Annotated in this window: 16 protein-coding genes and 1 tRNA gene; 6 read left to right on the top strand and 11 right to left on the bottom strand. The window is 66.9% G+C overall.

Annotated elements, in window-relative coordinates; all coding sequences use genetic code 11:
- Positions 1-3: 3 nt before the first annotated feature.
- The 4 genes from P1L40_RS02025 to dph2 all read right to left on the bottom strand — a co-directional run bounded on the left by P1L40_RS02025 (position 4) and on the right by dph2 (position 5001).
- Entirely contained in the window at positions 4-1101 is a 1098-nt protein-coding gene (locus P1L40_RS02025) for a hybrid sensor histidine kinase/response regulator (RefSeq protein ID WP_284009648.1), read from the bottom strand.
- Positions 1101-1544, bottom strand: a complete 444-nt coding sequence (locus P1L40_RS02030; RefSeq protein WP_379772561.1) for a response regulator — start codon at positions 1542-1544, stop codon at positions 1101-1103. The genes P1L40_RS02025 and P1L40_RS02030 overlap by 1 nt, the downstream gene beginning before the upstream one ends.
- Positions 1544-3865, bottom strand: a complete 2322-nt coding sequence (locus P1L40_RS02035; protein ID WP_284009649.1) for a PAS domain S-box protein — start codon at positions 3863-3865, stop codon at positions 1544-1546. The genes P1L40_RS02030 and P1L40_RS02035 overlap by 1 nt, the downstream gene beginning before the upstream one ends.
- Positions 3866-3954: 89 nt before the next feature.
- A complete protein-coding gene (dph2, locus tag P1L40_RS02040) occupies positions 3955-5001 on the bottom strand; it encodes a diphthamide biosynthesis enzyme Dph2 (RefSeq protein ID WP_284009650.1) in 1047 nt (348 codons plus the stop codon).
- A 93-nt stretch (positions 5002-5094) separates the two neighbouring features.
- Between dph2 and P1L40_RS02045 the strand changes: the two genes are divergently transcribed.
- The 4 genes from P1L40_RS02045 to P1L40_RS02060 all read left to right on the top strand — a co-directional run bounded on the left by P1L40_RS02045 (position 5095) and on the right by P1L40_RS02060 (position 7847).
- Positions 5095-5496: a YlbF/YmcA family competence regulator gene (locus P1L40_RS02045; protein ID WP_284009651.1), complete on the top strand. Its 402-nt coding sequence runs from the start codon at positions 5095-5097 to the stop codon at positions 5494-5496.
- A gap of 127 nt (positions 5497-5623) precedes the next feature.
- Positions 5624-6838, top strand: a complete 1215-nt coding sequence (locus tag P1L40_RS02050; protein ID WP_284009652.1) for a helix-turn-helix transcriptional regulator — start codon at positions 5624-5626, stop codon at positions 6836-6838.
- Positions 6839-6905: 67 nt separating this feature from the next.
- Positions 6906-6980 (top strand) — tRNA-Glu (locus tag P1L40_RS02055).
- A gap of 147 nt (positions 6981-7127) precedes the next feature.
- Entirely contained in the window at positions 7128-7847 is a 720-nt protein-coding gene (locus P1L40_RS02060; protein ID WP_284009653.1) for a hypothetical protein, read from the top strand.
- Here P1L40_RS02060 and P1L40_RS02065 read toward each other — a convergent pair.
- Entirely contained in the window at positions 7844-9061 is a 1218-nt protein-coding gene (locus P1L40_RS02065; RefSeq protein ID WP_284009654.1) for an outer membrane protein assembly factor BamB family protein, read from the bottom strand. The genes P1L40_RS02060 and P1L40_RS02065 overlap by 4 nt on opposite strands.
- Positions 9062-9217: 156 nt before the next feature.
- On the opposite strand from P1L40_RS02065, the gene P1L40_RS02070 reads away from it, so the two are divergent.
- Positions 9218-9844, top strand: a complete 627-nt coding sequence (locus P1L40_RS02070) for a trimeric intracellular cation channel family protein (protein ID WP_284011098.1) — start codon at positions 9218-9220, stop codon at positions 9842-9844.
- Between the two features lie 33 nt (positions 9845-9877).
- Here P1L40_RS02070 and P1L40_RS02075 read toward each other — a convergent pair whose 3' ends face one another.
- Together P1L40_RS02075 and P1L40_RS02080 are read right to left on the bottom strand one after the other, a co-directional pair.
- Positions 9878-10537 carry a DUF7504 family protein gene (locus P1L40_RS02075; protein ID WP_284009655.1) on the bottom strand — a complete coding sequence of 220 codons (660 nt, stop codon included), beginning with the start codon at positions 10535-10537 and terminating at the stop codon, positions 9878-9880.
- 10 nt (positions 10538-10547) lie between these two features.
- The gene (locus P1L40_RS02080; protein WP_284009656.1) at positions 10548-11132 is read right to left on the bottom strand and encodes a response regulator; all 585 of its coding nucleotides are present in this window, start codon (positions 11130-11132) and stop codon (positions 10548-10550) included.
- Between the two features lie 114 nt (positions 11133-11246).
- Between P1L40_RS02080 and P1L40_RS02085 the strand changes: the two genes are divergently transcribed.
- The gene (locus P1L40_RS02085; protein WP_284009657.1) at positions 11247-11828 is read left to right on the top strand and encodes an MBL fold metallo-hydrolase; all 582 of its coding nucleotides are present in this window, start codon (positions 11247-11249) and stop codon (positions 11826-11828) included.
- 33 nt (positions 11829-11861) lie between these two features.
- On the opposite strand, the gene P1L40_RS02090 is transcribed toward P1L40_RS02085, so the two are convergent.
- The 4 genes from P1L40_RS02090 to P1L40_RS02105 form a co-directional block, all read right to left on the bottom strand.
- A complete protein-coding gene (locus P1L40_RS02090; protein WP_284009658.1) occupies positions 11862-12686 on the bottom strand; it encodes an ATPase in 825 nt (274 codons plus the stop codon).
- Positions 12683-12952 carry a DUF5827 family protein gene (locus tag P1L40_RS02095; protein WP_284009659.1) on the bottom strand — a complete coding sequence of 90 codons (270 nt, stop codon included), beginning with the start codon at positions 12950-12952 and terminating at the stop codon, positions 12683-12685. Before P1L40_RS02095 ends, P1L40_RS02090 begins: the two co-directional genes overlap by 4 nt.
- 92 nt (positions 12953-13044) lie before the next feature.
- A complete protein-coding gene (gene sod / locus P1L40_RS02100) occupies positions 13045-13656 on the bottom strand; it encodes a superoxide dismutase (protein ID WP_284009660.1) in 612 nt (203 codons plus the stop codon).
- Positions 13657-13939: 283 nt separating this feature from the next.
- Positions 13940-15343 (bottom strand): cryptochrome/photolyase family protein, encoded by a 1404-nt coding sequence (locus tag P1L40_RS02105; protein WP_284009661.1) that lies wholly within the window; start codon positions 15341-15343, stop codon positions 13940-13942.
- Positions 15344-15356: the final 13 nt, after the last annotated feature.

The raw sequence follows: 15356 nt of genomic DNA on the forward strand, positions 1-15356 counted from the left end.
CGCTCACCCCTCGGGGGGCCAGTGGCCGCTGGCGCGCTGGAGATCGGCGACGACCGCCGTCCCGCCGGCGTCGCTCTCCTCGATCCAGACCTCGCCGCCGTAGCTCTCGATCATCGCGTCGACGAAGTAGAGACCGAATCCGGTGCCACTCGACTCCGCGCCGGTCGCGCCCCGCTCGAACACCGACCGCCGATCCGCCGGGTCGATCCCGGGGCCGTCGTCCGCGGCCCTGATCGTGACGCGTTGGTCGTCGACGGTGACCGAGATGTCGATCGTGGGGGCCGGGCCGCCGTGTTCGACGGCGTTCGTGAGGACGTTGCCGAAGACATCTTCCAGGAGTTCGTCGGCCACGACGGTGGTGTCCGCGGTGTCCTCGACGGTCACCGTACAGCCCTCGGCCATCGATCGGGCTCGGTCGGCGGCCGCCTCCAGCGTCGGCCCGAGTTCGACCGCTTCCAGTTCCGCCAGTGACTCGCCCGAGAGCGTGTCCAGGACCGAGCGGACTTTCCGGGTGAGGTCGATGATGTCGTCGCTCCAGTCGACGATCGTCTCCGCGTACTCCGCCTGTTGCCCGTCGAGATCACCTTCGAGGAGGTCGGCGCGCGACCGGATGACGTTCATCCCGTTGAGGATGTCGTGCCGGAGGATGCTGTTGAAGAACTCCATCTGTTCGGTCCGGCGCTGGAGCTCCTGTTCCTGCTCGTGGCGTTCGCGCGCGTACCGGATCGTCCGTGTGAGCAACGCGTCGGTCAGATCGCCCTTGACGAGGTAGTCCTGTGCGCCCTCCCGGATCGCGGCCAGGGCCAGTTCCTCGTCGTCCAGTCCCGTGAGGACGATCACCGGCACCGAGTCGACCGCGTCGAGGAACGCCTCGAGCGTCGCCAGTCCCGTCGTCCGTTCGAGCCCGAGATCGAGCAAGACGATGTCGATACCGGCGGTCCGGGCCTGTTCGATCCCCGCGTCGAGCGTCTCCTCGTGGAGCAGCGTCAGCGACGCCTCGCGGCTCCCGAACTGTCGCTCGAACCGCTTGCGGAGCAGCGTCGCGTCGCCGGGGTTGTCCTCGACGACGAGCACGTCGAGGTCGTGGACGATCTCGGACATCAGTCTTCGGGCATCTCGACGACGGTCAACCAGAAGTCCTCGATCCGTTCGATCACGTCGATGAACCCGTCGAAGTCGACCGGTTTGGTGAGGTATGCGTTCGCCCCCAGATCGTAGGACCTGACGATGTCCTCCTCGGCCTCCGAACTCGTCAGCATCACGACCGGAATCCGTGCGAGTTGCTCGTCTGCCTGCATCGTCTCCAGGACGGTCGTCCCGTCGGTGTTGGGCATGTTGATGTCCAGCAACACCAGGTTCGGCCTCGGAGCGTCCGCGTACTCGCCTTTCTGTCTGAGGAAGGCCAGGGCCTCGTCGCCGTCGTTGACGACGTGCAGGTTGTTCAACACCCCGCCCTGTTCGAACGCCTTCTCGGTGAGTCGGACATCGCCGGGGTTGTCTTCCGCGAGCAGTACCTCGACCGGTTCCGTCTCGGTGTCGTCCATCAGTAGGTTCCTCCGTCAGTGTGCTCCGCCGGGAGCGTAAAGCAGAACGCAGCGCCGTCGCCGGGGGTCGACTCGACCCAGATCTCCCCGCCGTGCCTGGCGACGATGCGCTCACAGACCGCGAGTCCGATCCCCGTCCCCTCCCGGTCGCTGGAGTGGAAGATCTCGAAGATCCGCTCCTGGCGGTCCGGTTCGATACCCGGACCGTCGTCCGCGACCTCGAACTGGACCATCTCGTCGGCCGGCGTTGCGGTCACGTGGACGTGGCCGGCGGAGTCGGCCCCGGCGTGTTCGACCGCGTTCTTGAGCAGGTTCTGGAACAGTTGTCGGAGCTGATCGGGGTCGGCGTGAACCGTCGGCAGATCCACGTGCTCGACGGCCGTGTCGGTCTCCTCCAGCAGCATCCCCAGGTCCGCGAGCGTCTCCTCGAAGAGCTGGTCGCTGTCGACCGGCTGCGGTTCGTTCGCCCGGGTGTGGACCCGCGAGTAGTCGAGCAGCGCGTCGATCATCGACCGCATCCGGTCGGCGCCGTCCGTGGCGTAGTCGATGTACTCCAGTGCCTCCCCGTCCAGATCGTCGGCGTACTCGGTCTCTAGGAGATCGAGGAAGCTGGAGACCATCCGGAGCGGCTCCTGGAGGTCGTGGGAGGCGATGTAGGCGAACTGCTGGAGGCTCTCGTTGGACCGTTCGAGTTCGTCGCGGTACTCCCGGAGTTCGCGCTGGCGCTCGACGCGATCCAGCGCCGCCGTCGCCGTCTGGGCCAGGATCTCGAGCAGGAGCCGCTCCGTGTCCTCGAACTCCGCGTCGTCCTCGCCGCCGATACAGAGCATCCCGTGGTCGTCGAGCGGGAGACACAGGAGCGACCCCAGCGAAGCGTCCCGGAGCGCGCGGTCGTCGAGTCGATCGTAGTCCGAGAGCTGTGTCGTCTCGCCGCTGTCGAAGACCGCCATCTCCCGTGTCGCGGCGTGTATCGTCGGCAGGTCACTCGCCGTCTCGACGCCGCCCAGCGCCGTGGGGGTCGCCGTCGCACCGACTGGAGACAGCGTCTCCTCCCGTTCGTCGGCGGCCCACAGCGCGGCGACCGGGCGGTCGATGATCTGGCGTGCGATCGTGGTGACCGTCTCGGCGACATCGTCGACCGACTGGGCGTACAGCAGTTCCTGCGTGGTGTCGCTCAACCGTTCGACCTGGCGCTGCTGGCGCTTGATGTCGGTGATGTCCCGCGCGACTCCGACTACCTGTGTGAGGTCCCCGTCGCCGTCGAACACCGGCCGATACCACGTCTCGAACGTCAGTCCGTCGATGTTCTGTGTGACACGGACCTCCGTCCCGTCGAGCGCACGCGCCGCGGCGTCGGTGATATCGGGGTAGTCTTCGTAGACATCGAACACCGAGGTTCCTTCGAGTTCCCCGGGCTCCAAGCCGAGTGTCGTGAGCCCCTTGCCGGCCGAGTGGGTGAAGATACCGTCGGTGTCGAGCGTGAACACGACGACCGGGAGGTTGTCGATCAGCGTGCGGAGCTGTTCGTTGCGCTGAGTCTGCTTGCGTTCGCGTTCACGGCGCTCCGTGATGTCCGCGATACTGACGACGATCCGCTGGAGGCCGTCGGCCTCGTCGTACAGCCCCGTCGCACTCGTCGAGACGACGACCTGTTCGCCGTCGGCCCGTTCGATCCGGAGTTCCCGCCCCCGGACTCGTTGTCCCGACGTTCGGACCGTCTCTGCGGGAACCTCGCTTTTCGGGATCGGATCACCGTCGATCGTCAACAGGCGGAACCGGTCCGGGATGCTCGATTCGCCGATCAGTTCTTCGCGGTCGACACCGAGTATCTGTTCGGCCTGTTCGTTCGTCCGCAGAATGGCGCCGTCGGCATCGTGGATGACGATTCCGACCGGGCTGACATCCAGCAAGCGATCGAGCAGGTTCCGCTCGGTCCGGTGTTGTTCCTCCGCGAGTCGGTACTCCGTGACATCCCGGACGTACGCCACGACACGATCGTCTCCGCCGACCGTCGCGGACTGCAGCGCCACGTCGACCCATCGTGTGTCGCCTCCGGACCCCTCGATCGCCCACTCGACACGGGTCTCGCCCTCGGTTGCGGCCGCTCTGACGAGGTCTCGGGCCTCCTCGGACGTGTACGCATCGGGGCTGAACTCGCCGATGTGGCTCCCGACGACCGTTTCGGTCGTCACGCCCAGCAACTCGGCGGCCGCCGTGTTCGCCTGGAGCACCTCGCCGGACTCCGGGTGGTGGATGAAGATCGGATCGGGGGACGCGTCGAAGACATCCCGAAAGACGTGTGTGCCCTCGTCCGTCGCCATACCCGAACCTCACGACCCCCCGTTAATACCTTACGCCCCCAGTTTTCGAAGGTGAGAACCGGCCGCAGTTGGGCGTTCGAGTCTTCGGCCTACCAGGTGCCGTGGAAGGTGTCGAACTCCAGGGAGTCGAGTGGTTTCTCGCCGATCGCGATCTCGTACTCGCCCGGGGTGAGCATCGGTCGCTTGAACTGCGGGCCATCGTCGGTCGTGATGCGGGGACAGCCCGTGTTGACGTAGGCGTCCATCCCGAAGTTGGTCAGCCGGTCGGGCGTGACCTCATCCATCGTGATGAGGTAGGCGTCGTCGTTGTTCTCGACGATCTCCTGGGCCTGGTCCCACCGTCCCTGGCCGATCTTGGTACAGAAGATCACGCCCCATGTCTCCGCGTCCATCGCCTTGTGGACGGAGGCGTAGCGCTGTTTCATGAACTGCTCGGTGTCCGCGACCGTCAGGGCGTTGTTGACCGGGTCCGCGATGACGACCGTCTTGTCGGGGTGTTCCATCGCCAAGCCGAGGGGGTGGAACTTCCCGCCGCCGACGTAGAGGATCTGGTCGGCGTCCACGTCGGCGGAGGCGTAGTTACAGCCCAGTACCTGCCCCTCGTGGGTGAGCCGCGCGTCGCCCTTGCGCGTGTGGACCTCGTAGCCCCGCTGTTCGAGCCACTCGCGCATCTCCTCGAACTTGTTCATGTGCTGGGCCGTGGTGACGAGCCCGACGGCGTCGTCCTCCTCGGGCGGGGCCAGTTGCTCCTCGTACGCCTGCTCCATGATCGGGAACACGTCGACGTTCGAGAACAGCGGGACGTAGATGATCTTCTCCGACTCCTTCATCGGGGAGTGGCCGAAGTGGACGAACACGTCCGTCCGGCGCATCATGTAGGTGTCGAGGTCACAGGCGCCATAGCAGGGCTGGCCGGAGATCATCACCTGCACGTTGTCGGGCAGTTCCCGCCGGAGATCGTCGGCGACGGCGGGGCCGCGGCGTTTCAACCCTTCGGGAAACTGCAGGCCGACCGTCTCCGCGTCGCGTTCGTGGACCGCTTCGACGATGCGGTCGAGTTCGTAATCCCACTCTCGATCGTGTTTGAGTGAGAGACCGGTGTTTCGGAGGTCACCCTCTGTCCGCTCTTGGCTCATTGGACAGGGATACCCGTTGGGCGCGTAAAACGTCCGCGCTTCGAGCCCGGGGTTTCGGCAGGCCTATACCGCGCGAGTCCCAACCACACGGCGATGAGCATCGAGACCGACACCGCCGCCGATCCGGCCGGTGACCGCGTCGAGGAACTCGCAACCGAGTTCGGCGAAGCGATCGCCGAGCTGTCCGTCTACCAGCGATTCGCCGAAGCGAAAGAGGCCGTCGAGAGCGACGAGGAGGCCCAGGAGGCGATCCAGGAGTTCGAACAGATCCGCGAGGAGTACATGATGGCTCGCCAGACCGGCCAGGCCTCACAGGAGGACCTGCGCAACCTCCAGAAGGCCCAGCAGGAACTCCACGACATGCCGGTGATGAGTGACTACCTCCAGGCACAGAACGAGCTCGAACTGCGCCTGCAGGAACTCAACGAGATGGTCTCAGAGGAGCTGGCCGTCGACTTCGGACAGAAGGCCGGCGGCTGCTGCGAGGACGACTGACCCGCCGCCCGCTCCGGATTCTTCCGTTCGATAGCGGCGGTAATCCCCACTCTCGTGTCAGAACGATCAACGCTCAGATGGACGAAGCCACAGTGTTTTTGTCGTGTCCTCGGGTCGTTACACTGTGATGTCTGCTCGGGCAGTCGTGGTCGTCGTCGCAGTTCTGGTGGTCAGCGTGCTGGCCGGTATCCCGGCCGTAGCGGGCGAGCAACAGCCATCACGACTGCAGACGCCGGAGCGATTCGACGAGACGACCTTCCGCGTGACGGCGTACGCGAACGGCTCCGCGCGCTGGACGATCGAACACCGGACGCCGCTGGCAAACGAGTCTGAGCGAGGGCAGTTCGAGGAGTTCGCACAGACGTTCGAGTCGGCGGAGACGCCGCTGTACGCCGACTTCGTCGAGCAGGCCGGGCTGTTGACGCAGTTCGCCAGCAACCGGACCGGCCGGCCCATGACACCCGGGCAGTTCCAGCGGTCCGCGTCGATCGATCCGGTCCGGCGGACCGGCGCGGTCAGGATGTCGTTCCAGTGGACGAACTTCACACGAGAGCGAGGCGAACGTGTCGTCATGAGCGACGTGTTCGAGGGCGGGTTCTACATCGGCCCGAACCAGTCGTTCGTGGTCGAACGCGGCCCGGACCTGGCCTTTACCGACGCCCGGCCGACCCCCGACTCCCGGAGCGACCCGAACTCGCTTGCCCGGAGCAGTACCGTCACCTGGGAGGGTGAGCGGTCGTTCAACGACCGGCGCCCCTACGTCGAACTGGGCGTCAGATCGGCCGTCGTCGACACCGAGACGGCGACACCCGAACGGACGACGACCCAGCAGTCGACCGGCGGCGGCACGGGCGATACCGACGGCTCAGACGGGACGGCTGCGGCCACGCCACAGGAGGGCGGCGGCGGATCGGGCTGGCTGTTCGCCGTCGTCGCGGTGGTCGTCCTCGCGGTCGGTGGGGCCGCAGTCTGGCGGTTCGGCGGCCGGGGAGCGACTGTTTCGGACGGTTCCGACGGCGGAACCGACGCCGGCGGGACGGCGACACCCGAACCGGCGCCGGACACGGCTGAGCCGGCACAGGCACAGGAGCCGGCGGTCCCCGACGAGGAACTGTTGAGCGACAGCGACCGCGTGCTCAAACTCCTCCGGGAGAACGGCGGGCGGATGAAACAGGTCGACATCGTCGACGGGACGGACTGGTCGAAGTCGAAAGTCAGTATGCTGCTGTCGGATATGGAAGACGACGACGAGATAAGCAAGCTCCGTGTCGGCCGCGAGAACATCATCAGCCTCGCCGGCGAGGAGCCGGACGCAGCCGGTTCGCCGTTCGAAGAGGAGTGAGAAACCCACACAGGGCACGCCCGAAGCGCAATGGTTAAACGTCCCTCCTCGTTACCACAGAGTGCACGCTCCGTTGGTGTAGTCCGGCCAATCATATCACCCTCTCACGGTGATGACCAGGGTTCGAATCCCTGACGGAGCATCCTTCGACGACCGATCCACGAGCCGTGCGTCCGGGTTCGAAGCGGTCCGCTCTCGGGGATCGTACTCGCTCGGTCGGGAGCCGGCGACCCGACCGGTCGTGGCGGTGAGACAAAGTGGTAAGTAGCAGTCGACACACCACCACCGTATGGATCGGCGGTCGTTCTGTCTGGCAGCGCTGGGTGTGGTAAGCGGCGCGGGTGGGTGTCTCCGACAGACGGCCGGTACTGCCGGGCGTGAGACGGACGCTCAGGCTGCGACCGACGCGTCCACGGCGGCGGAGGCCACGCCGACGGGGACACGGGAACCGGACTCGGCGACGACCGAGACGGCGACGCCGTCGCCGGCACCCGAGACACTCCCCGCGAACGTCGAGACGCCACCGGTGTCAGTACCGTTCACGGCGTCGTTTCCGGACGGTCTCGGCGAGTGGGTCGTGAACACTCGCTTTCGAACGGGGAACACGAAAGAGCCCGGCGCCGGCGAGTTCCCGCAGTACCAACTCGTCGAGGGGGACGGCGGCCACTCGGCGGAATACGATGGCAGCGTCCGCCTCCACGTCGACGGCAGACCGGGCGCCGTGGGTGTCGCGCGGACCGTCGACGGCCTGACCGCCGGGACACGTGTCCGCGCGGCCTGGGAGTCCCCGGACTTCCAGCCCGACCGCGGCCAGGTCCGACTCGTCCTCTTTCCGCCGGGGCGGGGTAACGCGAACCAGAACCAGATCGCGACGAGCAAGGCGCCCGGCGAGCCGATGACCGCGACTCTCTCGCGTGACTACCCGCCCGGTACGGAACTGCGATTCGTCCTCGGTGTCTGGCCCGGCAAACACACGGCCTACGTCACCGAGATCAGCGCCCGGCGTTAGCGCCAGATCGCCACGACATCGCCAGTGCGATCGCCACAGATCAGCGTCTCGGGCCCGACCGCGAGAGCAGTGGGCTCGTCGAGCGGCGTCTCGAAGGTCGTTCGATTCGTCCCCGTCCCGGGGTCGACGACGTGAACGCCACCGCCGTCGTACTGAGTGGCGTACAGCGCACCGTCGGCGATCGCCGGGCGGTTGAACCAGCGATCCTCGGTGTAGGTCCACAGCGTCTCGCCGGTCTTCGGCGCCAACGCCCGGAGCGCCCGGTCGGCGATGTAGAGTCGGCCCTGGTCGAACTGCGGGTCCGGTGCGCCCGCCGCACCGCGGACGCCGTCGATCGTCCGCTGCCAGACGACGCTCCCGTCGGTCGGCTCGACAGCCGCGACCGTTCCGGTCTCCCCGGTGATGTACAGCAGGCCGTCGAACGGGACGACACTCGACGGGAGCCGGTCCTCGAACGTCGTCTCCCACTGCAGTGTGCCGCTCTCGGCATCGATCGCGTACATCGGGGCCGGCGTGTCACCGTCGTGTGCGCCGGCCGTGGCGTAGAGCGTCCCGTCGACGAGTGCGGGACGCCCCCGGACCGAGCCGTCCGTCGTGAACGACCACAGCAACTCGTCGGCGGCGACATCGTAGGTCCGGAGCGTCGCCTCGCCGGTCGAAGACCCCAGATACGCGATCCCGTCCCGGGCCAGGGGCTTGTACTTCGTGCCGCTGGCGGTCCCCCAGGCGAGGCGTCCGTCGGCGAGTCCGACGGCTTCCGTCGCGAAGGCGCCAGCGACGAACAGGTGATCGCCGGCGACGGCGTGGCGGAGGTTCGAATTGTCGATCCCCGTCTCGTAGCGCCACTCCGGCGTCCCGACATCGGTCCCGAGTGCCAGAACCTCCCCGCCGACCGTCGTCGCGTACACCGTCCCGTCGGCGACCACGGGGCGTTCCCGGATCGGCGGCTCCGTCTCGTATCGCCAGCGGACGTTACCGGCCGCCTGGGGTTCGAGTGTCGAGCGGGCCGTCGGCGAGGACTCGCCGGTTTCCGACCCCGTGCCAGTGGCCGTGTTGGCCGCGTCCGGCTCAGCCGTCGCCCTCTCGGCTGTCCCCGTCGTCGCCCCACTCTCCGGGGGTTCCTCTAACTGGAGGCAGCCGGTCGTCAGTCCAACCCCGAGCGCGGAGAGCAGCGTACGCCGACGTACCGGTCTCCCGGTGTCATCACGGGACACGTCGGAACACTCGGCTCACGGGTAGTTAGGTGCTTTCACTGTCCGCCCGCGGTCGTTTCGGAGTCCTCAAGACGGTCCGCGCCGACTGTCGATCCAGTGCCACAGGACCTCCTCGCCGTCGTTGCCAGGTCGTTTCCGGCCGATCCGTTCACGGTCATGAACACCATCGGCCTGGTGGCGTTCGCGCTCGTGGGCTCGGCCAAGGCGATCCGCGAGGAGTTCGACCTGCTGGGCGTCGCGGTCGTCGGTCTGGTGACCGCCTTCGGCGGCGGCGCCACCCGGGATGTCCTCGTCAACCGAGTGCCGCTCGCGCTCCAGTCGATGGGCGAGATCAGCCTCGGTCTGCTGGGAGTCGCGCTAGCGCTCGGACTCAGCGTCCTGCTGGACGGCCCCGACCGACACCCGATCACGCTCGTCTCGGACGCGCTCGGTCTGGCGGCGTTCACGACTGCGGGCGCGATCGTCGCGACCGACGCGGGCGTCTCGGCCTTCGGCGTCGTCGCGGTGGCGGCGATCAACGCCTGTGGTGGCGGCGCGTTCGCGGACATCCTGCTTGATCGCTCGCCGTTCATCCTCTTCGACGACTTCTACGCGAGCTGTTCGATCGGCGGCGGCGCAACGTACTGGGTGGTCGTGACCGCGAGTGGTTCGGGCGGACTCGCCGCGGGCGTCTGTGCGGCCGTGACCGTCGGACTCAGACTCACGGCGGTCACCCGTGGGTGGGAGCTGCCGACGGCGCAGGTGCTCGGGCGCGTGGGAAGACGGTTCGGCGACAAGCGGTAAGGTCGACGACGAACGGTGCTCGCGGTGGCAGACTCAGATCTCTTTCCAGGATGTCGGCTCGCCGGCGAGTCCGAGGACGCGACCCTCTCGGCCCCCGCCCTCGGCGTCGCGGATCTCGATGAGGCCGTCGAACGCCTGCTTGATGACTTGGAGCGTCTGCTCGTCGTGGGCCCCCGAATCGATCGTGAACACGCCGATGTAGCCCGCCGAGTCCAGCCGCGAGGAGAGCACGTGACAGAACTTGAAGACGGTCTTCTTGTCGGTGTAGGTCAGCATGGTCGACAGCGAGACGAGCGCCAGTCGACCCTGGTCGCGCCCGGAGTTGTGGAGTCCTTCGAGCGCTTTGGTGATCCCGATCCCGATGCCGGTGAGGTCACCGGGCGAGGACACCTGGTGGACGTACGCGCCGTTGACCGAGCCGCTGTCGCCGCTGCCCTCCCCGCGGCAGTCGACGACGCCGAGCTGGGACTCTTCGAGTTCGGGCACGAGTTCGCGGAAGTCGTTGACGATCGTCGCCGCCTGATCGCTCGTCGAGACGACCACCGCACCGTCGCCGTTCCGTGCGCCGTCGGCCAGGATCTCGTATGCCAGACGTTCCTTGCCGCTCATCGCGGGCCCGGAGACGAGGATATTGGACCCCGGCCGGACCTCGCGGAGCGCGTCGAAGTCGAGAACGGATGAGAGATCGTACATTGTCAGGTGCTCAGTTCTCGTCTCCCTCGTTCAGCCCGCGGAGCGTCGCGATGAAGTCGTCGTCGTCCTCGATACCCCCAAGTGCGTCGGAGAGTTCCCCTTTCATCCCGGCGATCTCCTCGGTCAGCGCCGTGTAGTCGTCGCTCTCGGCGAGTTCGGCGCTCGATTTCGTCGCTTCGAGTGTGGCCTGTTTCTCGACCAGCGAGTAGTACTCCTGCAACAGTGAGTCGTACTCGGACCGCTCCAGCAGGTTCTCGACCGTCTCGTGGAGCTGGGCGCTCCGGATCGGTTTCGAGAGATACGCGTCGAACCCCATCTCCAGAATGTCGAAGTCCGGTTCGACCGCCGTGACCATGGCGACCCGACAGCTGAGGTCGCCCTCACGGATCTGTTCGAGTACCTCGTCGCCGGAGAGCCCCGGCATCATCCGGTCCAGCAGGACGACATCGACCGACTCGTCCAGCATTTCGAGGCCCTCGTCCCCGTTCTGTGCCATGCGGACCTCGTACTCCTCCTGGAGCCACAGCTTGTAGGTCTCCGCGACATCCGGTTCGTCTTCGACAATGAGTACCACTGGGGGGTCCGAGTCTGACATTCGTCTCTACTGATGCCGTTAAAGTATCCACCTACAAAGCCCTGTGGGTCACCGGCCGGGGCCGCGTCCTCGGGTAACGACAGCGACATTCCCCACCCCCTCCAAGGACCGAGTATGAGTCGGATTCGGAACCTCGCACGCGGTGCCCAGGAGTTTACGAGCAACGTCTTTCTGGTCGCCGGCGACCGCACAGTACTGGTCGATGTCGGCAACGAGTTCGACGTGGTCTCGGCCGTCGCGGACCACGCCGATGGACTCGACGCCGTCGTCCTCACGCACACCCACTACGACCACGTCGGGAACCTCGACGACGTGACGGCGGCCTTCGATGTCGATGTCTGGGGGTACGACACCGCTCAGGACGGGATCGACCACGCCATCGCGGACGAGGAGACGGTCGCCCTCGGTGACGACAACTACCGCGCGATGCACACCCCCGGTCACAAGAACGACCATCTCTGCTTCTACTCGAAGGGCGCGAGCGTCCTCTTCGCCGGCGATCTAGTGTTTGCCAACGGGAGTTTCGGCCGGACCGACCTCGAAGAGGGCGACCGTGACCTGCTCGTCGAGAGTATCGACCGCGTGCTGGACGCCGTCGACGAGGACCTCGGCGAGATGCACACCGGTCACGGACCGAGTGTCACCGACAACCCCTATCACGACATCGAACTGGCCTGGCAGGCCGCACGGTTCTGAGTCGCTACGGCCGCACTGTCCGCCCGGACAGGCTCAGTCGAACGCAGTCGCCAGCAGGGCGTCGTAGGCGTGGTCGTAGGCGTCGGCGACGGCGGCCGGATCGGACTGGGTGTCACCGTCGAGCGCCGGGAGCCTGACCGCCCCCGCCGCGTCGATGAGATCGACGACGCTCTCGACGCGCTGTTCGAGTTGGCCCTCCTCGGGACTGCCGGTGGCGACTTCGCAGGCTTTCGCGTATCGGCGGCCGTCGTAGAAGCGCGCTCGACCGGGTTCGACGACCGCGACGGCGTCCGGTTCGAACCCCTGGAGCGGCCGCGCTACGTCGCCGTACGATTCGACCACGGCTCGGTCGGCCGCCACGATGTCCTCGGCCACGTCGGCCAGCGCTTCGACGTGCATCGCGCCCATGAGGTCGTTGAAGTCCGGCAGCGAGGTCACCCGCGGGGCCGCCGCCAGGTCCAGGCGGTCGGCCAACGCGGTCGGGAGGTCGACGCTGCCGTTGACGACGAACTCGCCGGTCCCGCCGTCCCCGTCGGTACCGACCCGGTCGACGACGAACTGCTGGTCCTCGCGGCCGAGGATGCCGGTGCCGCCGCCCGGCGAGGGGTGCCACAGCCGGTGGATCGGATTGATTTCCTCTGGCACCACCTCACCGGGCGAGGCCGCGGCAAGTCGCTTGGCGTCTTTCCCGAACAAGCGGCCCTCCTCGGTCGCGTAGACAACGTCGTCCTGGTCGAACCAGTAGTTGTTCCCGGCACGGGGCTTGAAGCCGCGTGCGCCGGTGTGGGAAAGCAGCCCGACCGAGAACGTCGTCTTCCCTGCGTCGACGCGGTCCGCGCCGGCGACGAGGAGCTTCATGACTCCGCGAGCCCGTAGAGCCCGACAACGTCCTCGTCGTCCGGTTCGGCGAACACGAGCGCGTCCTGGTTGTAGATCATCCACGGGATCGCCCAGTCGATGAAGACGGACTCGTTGAAGTCGCTCAGTTCGGCGTCGGCGGGCAGGCCCTGGAGCAGGCGGGCCAGCTCCGGGATGGTGTAGAGCTTGTCGGGATCGAGCACGTCTTCGGGTTCGTGTAACTGGAAGGGGAGGATCTCGTCGAACGCGGCTTTGTCGGCAGGCATACCCGCCGGTTGGCCGAGCGGGTGGGTAAATCTCTCGGAGTCGCCGTGGTCGTCACTGGCGGGGGAGCGCCGATAAAAATGCAGGTGGGGAGTTACTCGAAGTGCCCGACTGCGGTCTGGTACTGATCCGCGACCTCGTCCCAGTCGACGACCTCGAAGAAGGCGTCGATGAAGTCGCCGCGGGCCGGACCGTAGTCGTAGTAGTACGAGTGCTCCCAAACGTCCAGCGCCATGATGGGGTGAGCGCCCCAGAGCGCGCCCTGGTCGTGCTTGTCGACCGGCACGTTGCGCAGTTGCTTGGCAACGGGGTCGTAGACCAGCAGCGCCCAGCCACCGGCGGCCGAAGCGGCGGCCTCGAACTCGCCCTTCCAGCCCTCGTAGGAGCCGAAGTCCTCCTCGATACGGGCCAGCAGGTCGCCTTCGGGCTCGCCGCCGCCGTTGGGGTCCATGTTGTCCCAGAACAGCGTGTGGAGATAGTGTCCACAGCCGTTGTGGGTCACGTTCCCCATCGCGCCGGCCGAAGAGCCGAAGTCACCCGACTCGCGGTTCTCCGCGAGCGTCTCCTCGGCCGAGGCGAGGCCGTTTACGTAGCCCTGGTGGTGGGTGTCGTGATGCCAGGTGAGGACCTGCTCGGAGATGTGTGGCTCCAGCGCGTCGTAGTCGTACGGGAGCGGTGGCAGCTCGGGTTCGGAATGTTCGGGCATAGGAAATTCCTCCACCCCTACAGTGGTCCGGAGCCGTGTTAAACGTTAGGAGCGCCACGCTACCACGCCACATGCACCCACTGCTGTACGGCGGTTCTGACCGGTAGGATACCGGCAGCCATCGCCGGATACTCCCACGGTCCGGACGGGCGCTCGACATGTCGGTCGGGTGGGAAGCGGCCGCCGGGACTCGCTTTTTCTGTGCGATTGTCGCCGTGTCCGCCTCGATGCGTTCCCGTTCGCTTCACGGCTCGTCTCTCGCCGTTCCGCCGAGAGCCGACGCTTACGCGTCGCCTCTCGCTCGCTCGAACATCTCGATCGCTTCCTCCCTGCGGGTGGAGTGATCGACGATCGGATCGGGGTACTCCGGGGCGGCCGACCGCCGCTGGGTCAGCGACGCCTCGTGCCACTCGTGGATGATTTCCGCGCCCGCGTCTCGGAGTTCGGGGACGTACCGTTTGATGTACTCCGCGTCCGGGTCGTACCGCTCTCCCTGTGTCATCGGGTTGAAAATACGGAAGTACGGCTGGGCGTCCGTCCCCGTCGAAGCCGCCCACTGCCAGCCGCCGTTGTCGTTGGCAGTATCGTGGTCGACCAGTTTCCGCCGGAACCAGTCGTAGCCGTGGCGCCAGTCGAGCAACAGGTCCTTCGTCAGGAACGAGGCGACGATCATCCGGACGCGGTTGTGCATGTATGCCTCCTCGCGCAACTGGCGCATCCCGGCGTCGACGATCGGATAGCCCGTCTCGCCGTCCTTCCAGGCCTGAAGTGCCTCCTCGTCGTGGTCCCACTCGATCGCGTTCTCGTACTCCTTGTAGTTGGCCGTCACCACGTCGGGGCGGTCGAACAGGACCTGCGTGTAGAACTCCCGCCAGGCCAGTTGGGACTGGAACTCCTCAACGGACGCCTCGCGGTCGCTCCCGGGTTCGACTTCGTCCTTGGCCGCCTGTGTTTTCGCGTACACCTCCCGGATACCGACGGTACCGAACTTCAAGTGGGCCGAGAGTCGGGAGGTGCACTCGTCGGCGGGGTAGTCCCGACGGTCGTCGTAGCGGTAGACGTTCTCCTCCAGAAACGCCTCCAGTAGCTCACGGGCGTGGTCGGTTCCGGCGGGCGGTACGTCCGCCTCCGGCGCTTCGAACCCGAGGTCGGCCCGGGGGGGGAGCGCCTCACCGTCGATGTCCGCCAGCACGTCGGCCGCGGGCGGATCGTACGGGTCGGTCTTCTCGCGGTCGTGCCACTTCCGGCCGAAGTAGGTGAACACGCTGTAGGGGTCGCCGTCGTTGGTCGTGATCTCGCCCGGTTCGTGGAGGACGGCGTTTTGGACCGCCGCACGTTCGACGCCGGCGTCGTCGAGCGCCCGCCGGACCGCCGCGTCCCGCTCGCGGGCGAGGCCGGTGTAGTCTTTCCCCCAGGTGACCGCATCGGCACCGTACTCCCGTGCCAGGTCGGGCAGGACCTCGCGTGGGTCTCCCCGGGCGACGAGCAGGTCGCTGTCGTGCGCACGGTACCACTCTCGGAGGCTGTCGAGAGCGTCGAGCATGAACGCCACGCGAGGGGGAGCCCCGTGAGCGAGCACGTCCTGATCGAAGACGAACACGGGGACGACGGTGTCGTCCGCGCTCGCGCGGGCCAGCCCCGCGTTGTCGGCCGCCCGCAGGTCACGCCGGTGCCAGTGGAGGCGCATACAGACCACTCGT

It is taken from the genome of Haloarcula pelagica, from assembly GCF_030127105.1.
Lineage (GTDB): Archaea > Halobacteriota > Halobacteria > Halobacteriales > Haloarculaceae > Haloarcula > Haloarcula pelagica.

Excerpts from the sequence above, each read along its gene's own strand:
- P1L40_RS02025 (WP_284009648.1), bottom strand. The coding sequence starts at position 1,101 with ATGTCCGAGATCGTCCACGACCTCGACGTGCTCGTCGTCGAGGACAAC.
- P1L40_RS02070 (WP_284011098.1), top strand. The coding sequence starts at position 9,218 with ATGAACACCATCGGCCTGGTGGCGTTCGCGCTCGTGGGCTCGGCCAAG.
- P1L40_RS02085 (WP_284009657.1), top strand. The coding sequence starts at position 11,247 with ATGAGTCGGATTCGGAACCTCGCACGCGGTGCCCAGGAGTTTACGAGC.
- P1L40_RS02035 (WP_284009649.1), bottom strand. The coding sequence starts at position 3,865 with ATGGCGACGGACGAGGGCACACACGTCTTTCGGGATGTCTTCGACGCG.
- P1L40_RS02050 (WP_284009652.1), top strand. The coding sequence starts at position 5,624 with ATGTCTGCTCGGGCAGTCGTGGTCGTCGTCGCAGTTCTGGTGGTCAGC.
- P1L40_RS02060 (WP_284009653.1), top strand. The coding sequence starts at position 7,128 with ATGGATCGGCGGTCGTTCTGTCTGGCAGCGCTGGGTGTGGTAAGCGGC.
- P1L40_RS02105 (WP_284009661.1), bottom strand. The coding sequence starts at position 15,343 with ATGCGCCTCCACTGGCACCGGCGTGACCTGCGGGCGGCCGACAACGCG.
- P1L40_RS02030 (WP_379772561.1), bottom strand. The coding sequence starts at position 1,544 with ATGGACGACACCGAGACGGAACCGGTCGAGGTACTGCTCGCGGAAGAC.
- dph2 (WP_284009650.1), bottom strand. The coding sequence starts at position 5,001 with ATGAGCCAAGAGCGGACAGAGGGTGACCTCCGAAACACCGGTCTCTCA.
- P1L40_RS02080 (WP_284009656.1), bottom strand. The coding sequence starts at position 11,132 with ATGTCAGACTCGGACCCCCCAGTGGTACTCATTGTCGAAGACGAACCG.
- P1L40_RS02075 (WP_284009655.1), bottom strand. The coding sequence starts at position 10,537 with ATGTACGATCTCTCATCCGTTCTCGACTTCGACGCGCTCCGCGAGGTC.
- P1L40_RS02090 (WP_284009658.1), bottom strand. The coding sequence starts at position 12,686 with ATGAAGCTCCTCGTCGCCGGCGCGGACCGCGTCGACGCAGGGAAGACG.
- P1L40_RS02095 (WP_284009659.1), bottom strand. The coding sequence starts at position 12,952 with ATGCCTGCCGACAAAGCCGCGTTCGACGAGATCCTCCCCTTCCAGTTA.
- P1L40_RS02045 (WP_284009651.1), top strand. The coding sequence starts at position 5,095 with ATGAGCATCGAGACCGACACCGCCGCCGATCCGGCCGGTGACCGCGTC.
- sod (WP_284009660.1), bottom strand. The coding sequence starts at position 13,656 with ATGCCCGAACATTCCGAACCCGAGCTGCCACCGCTCCCGTACGACTAC.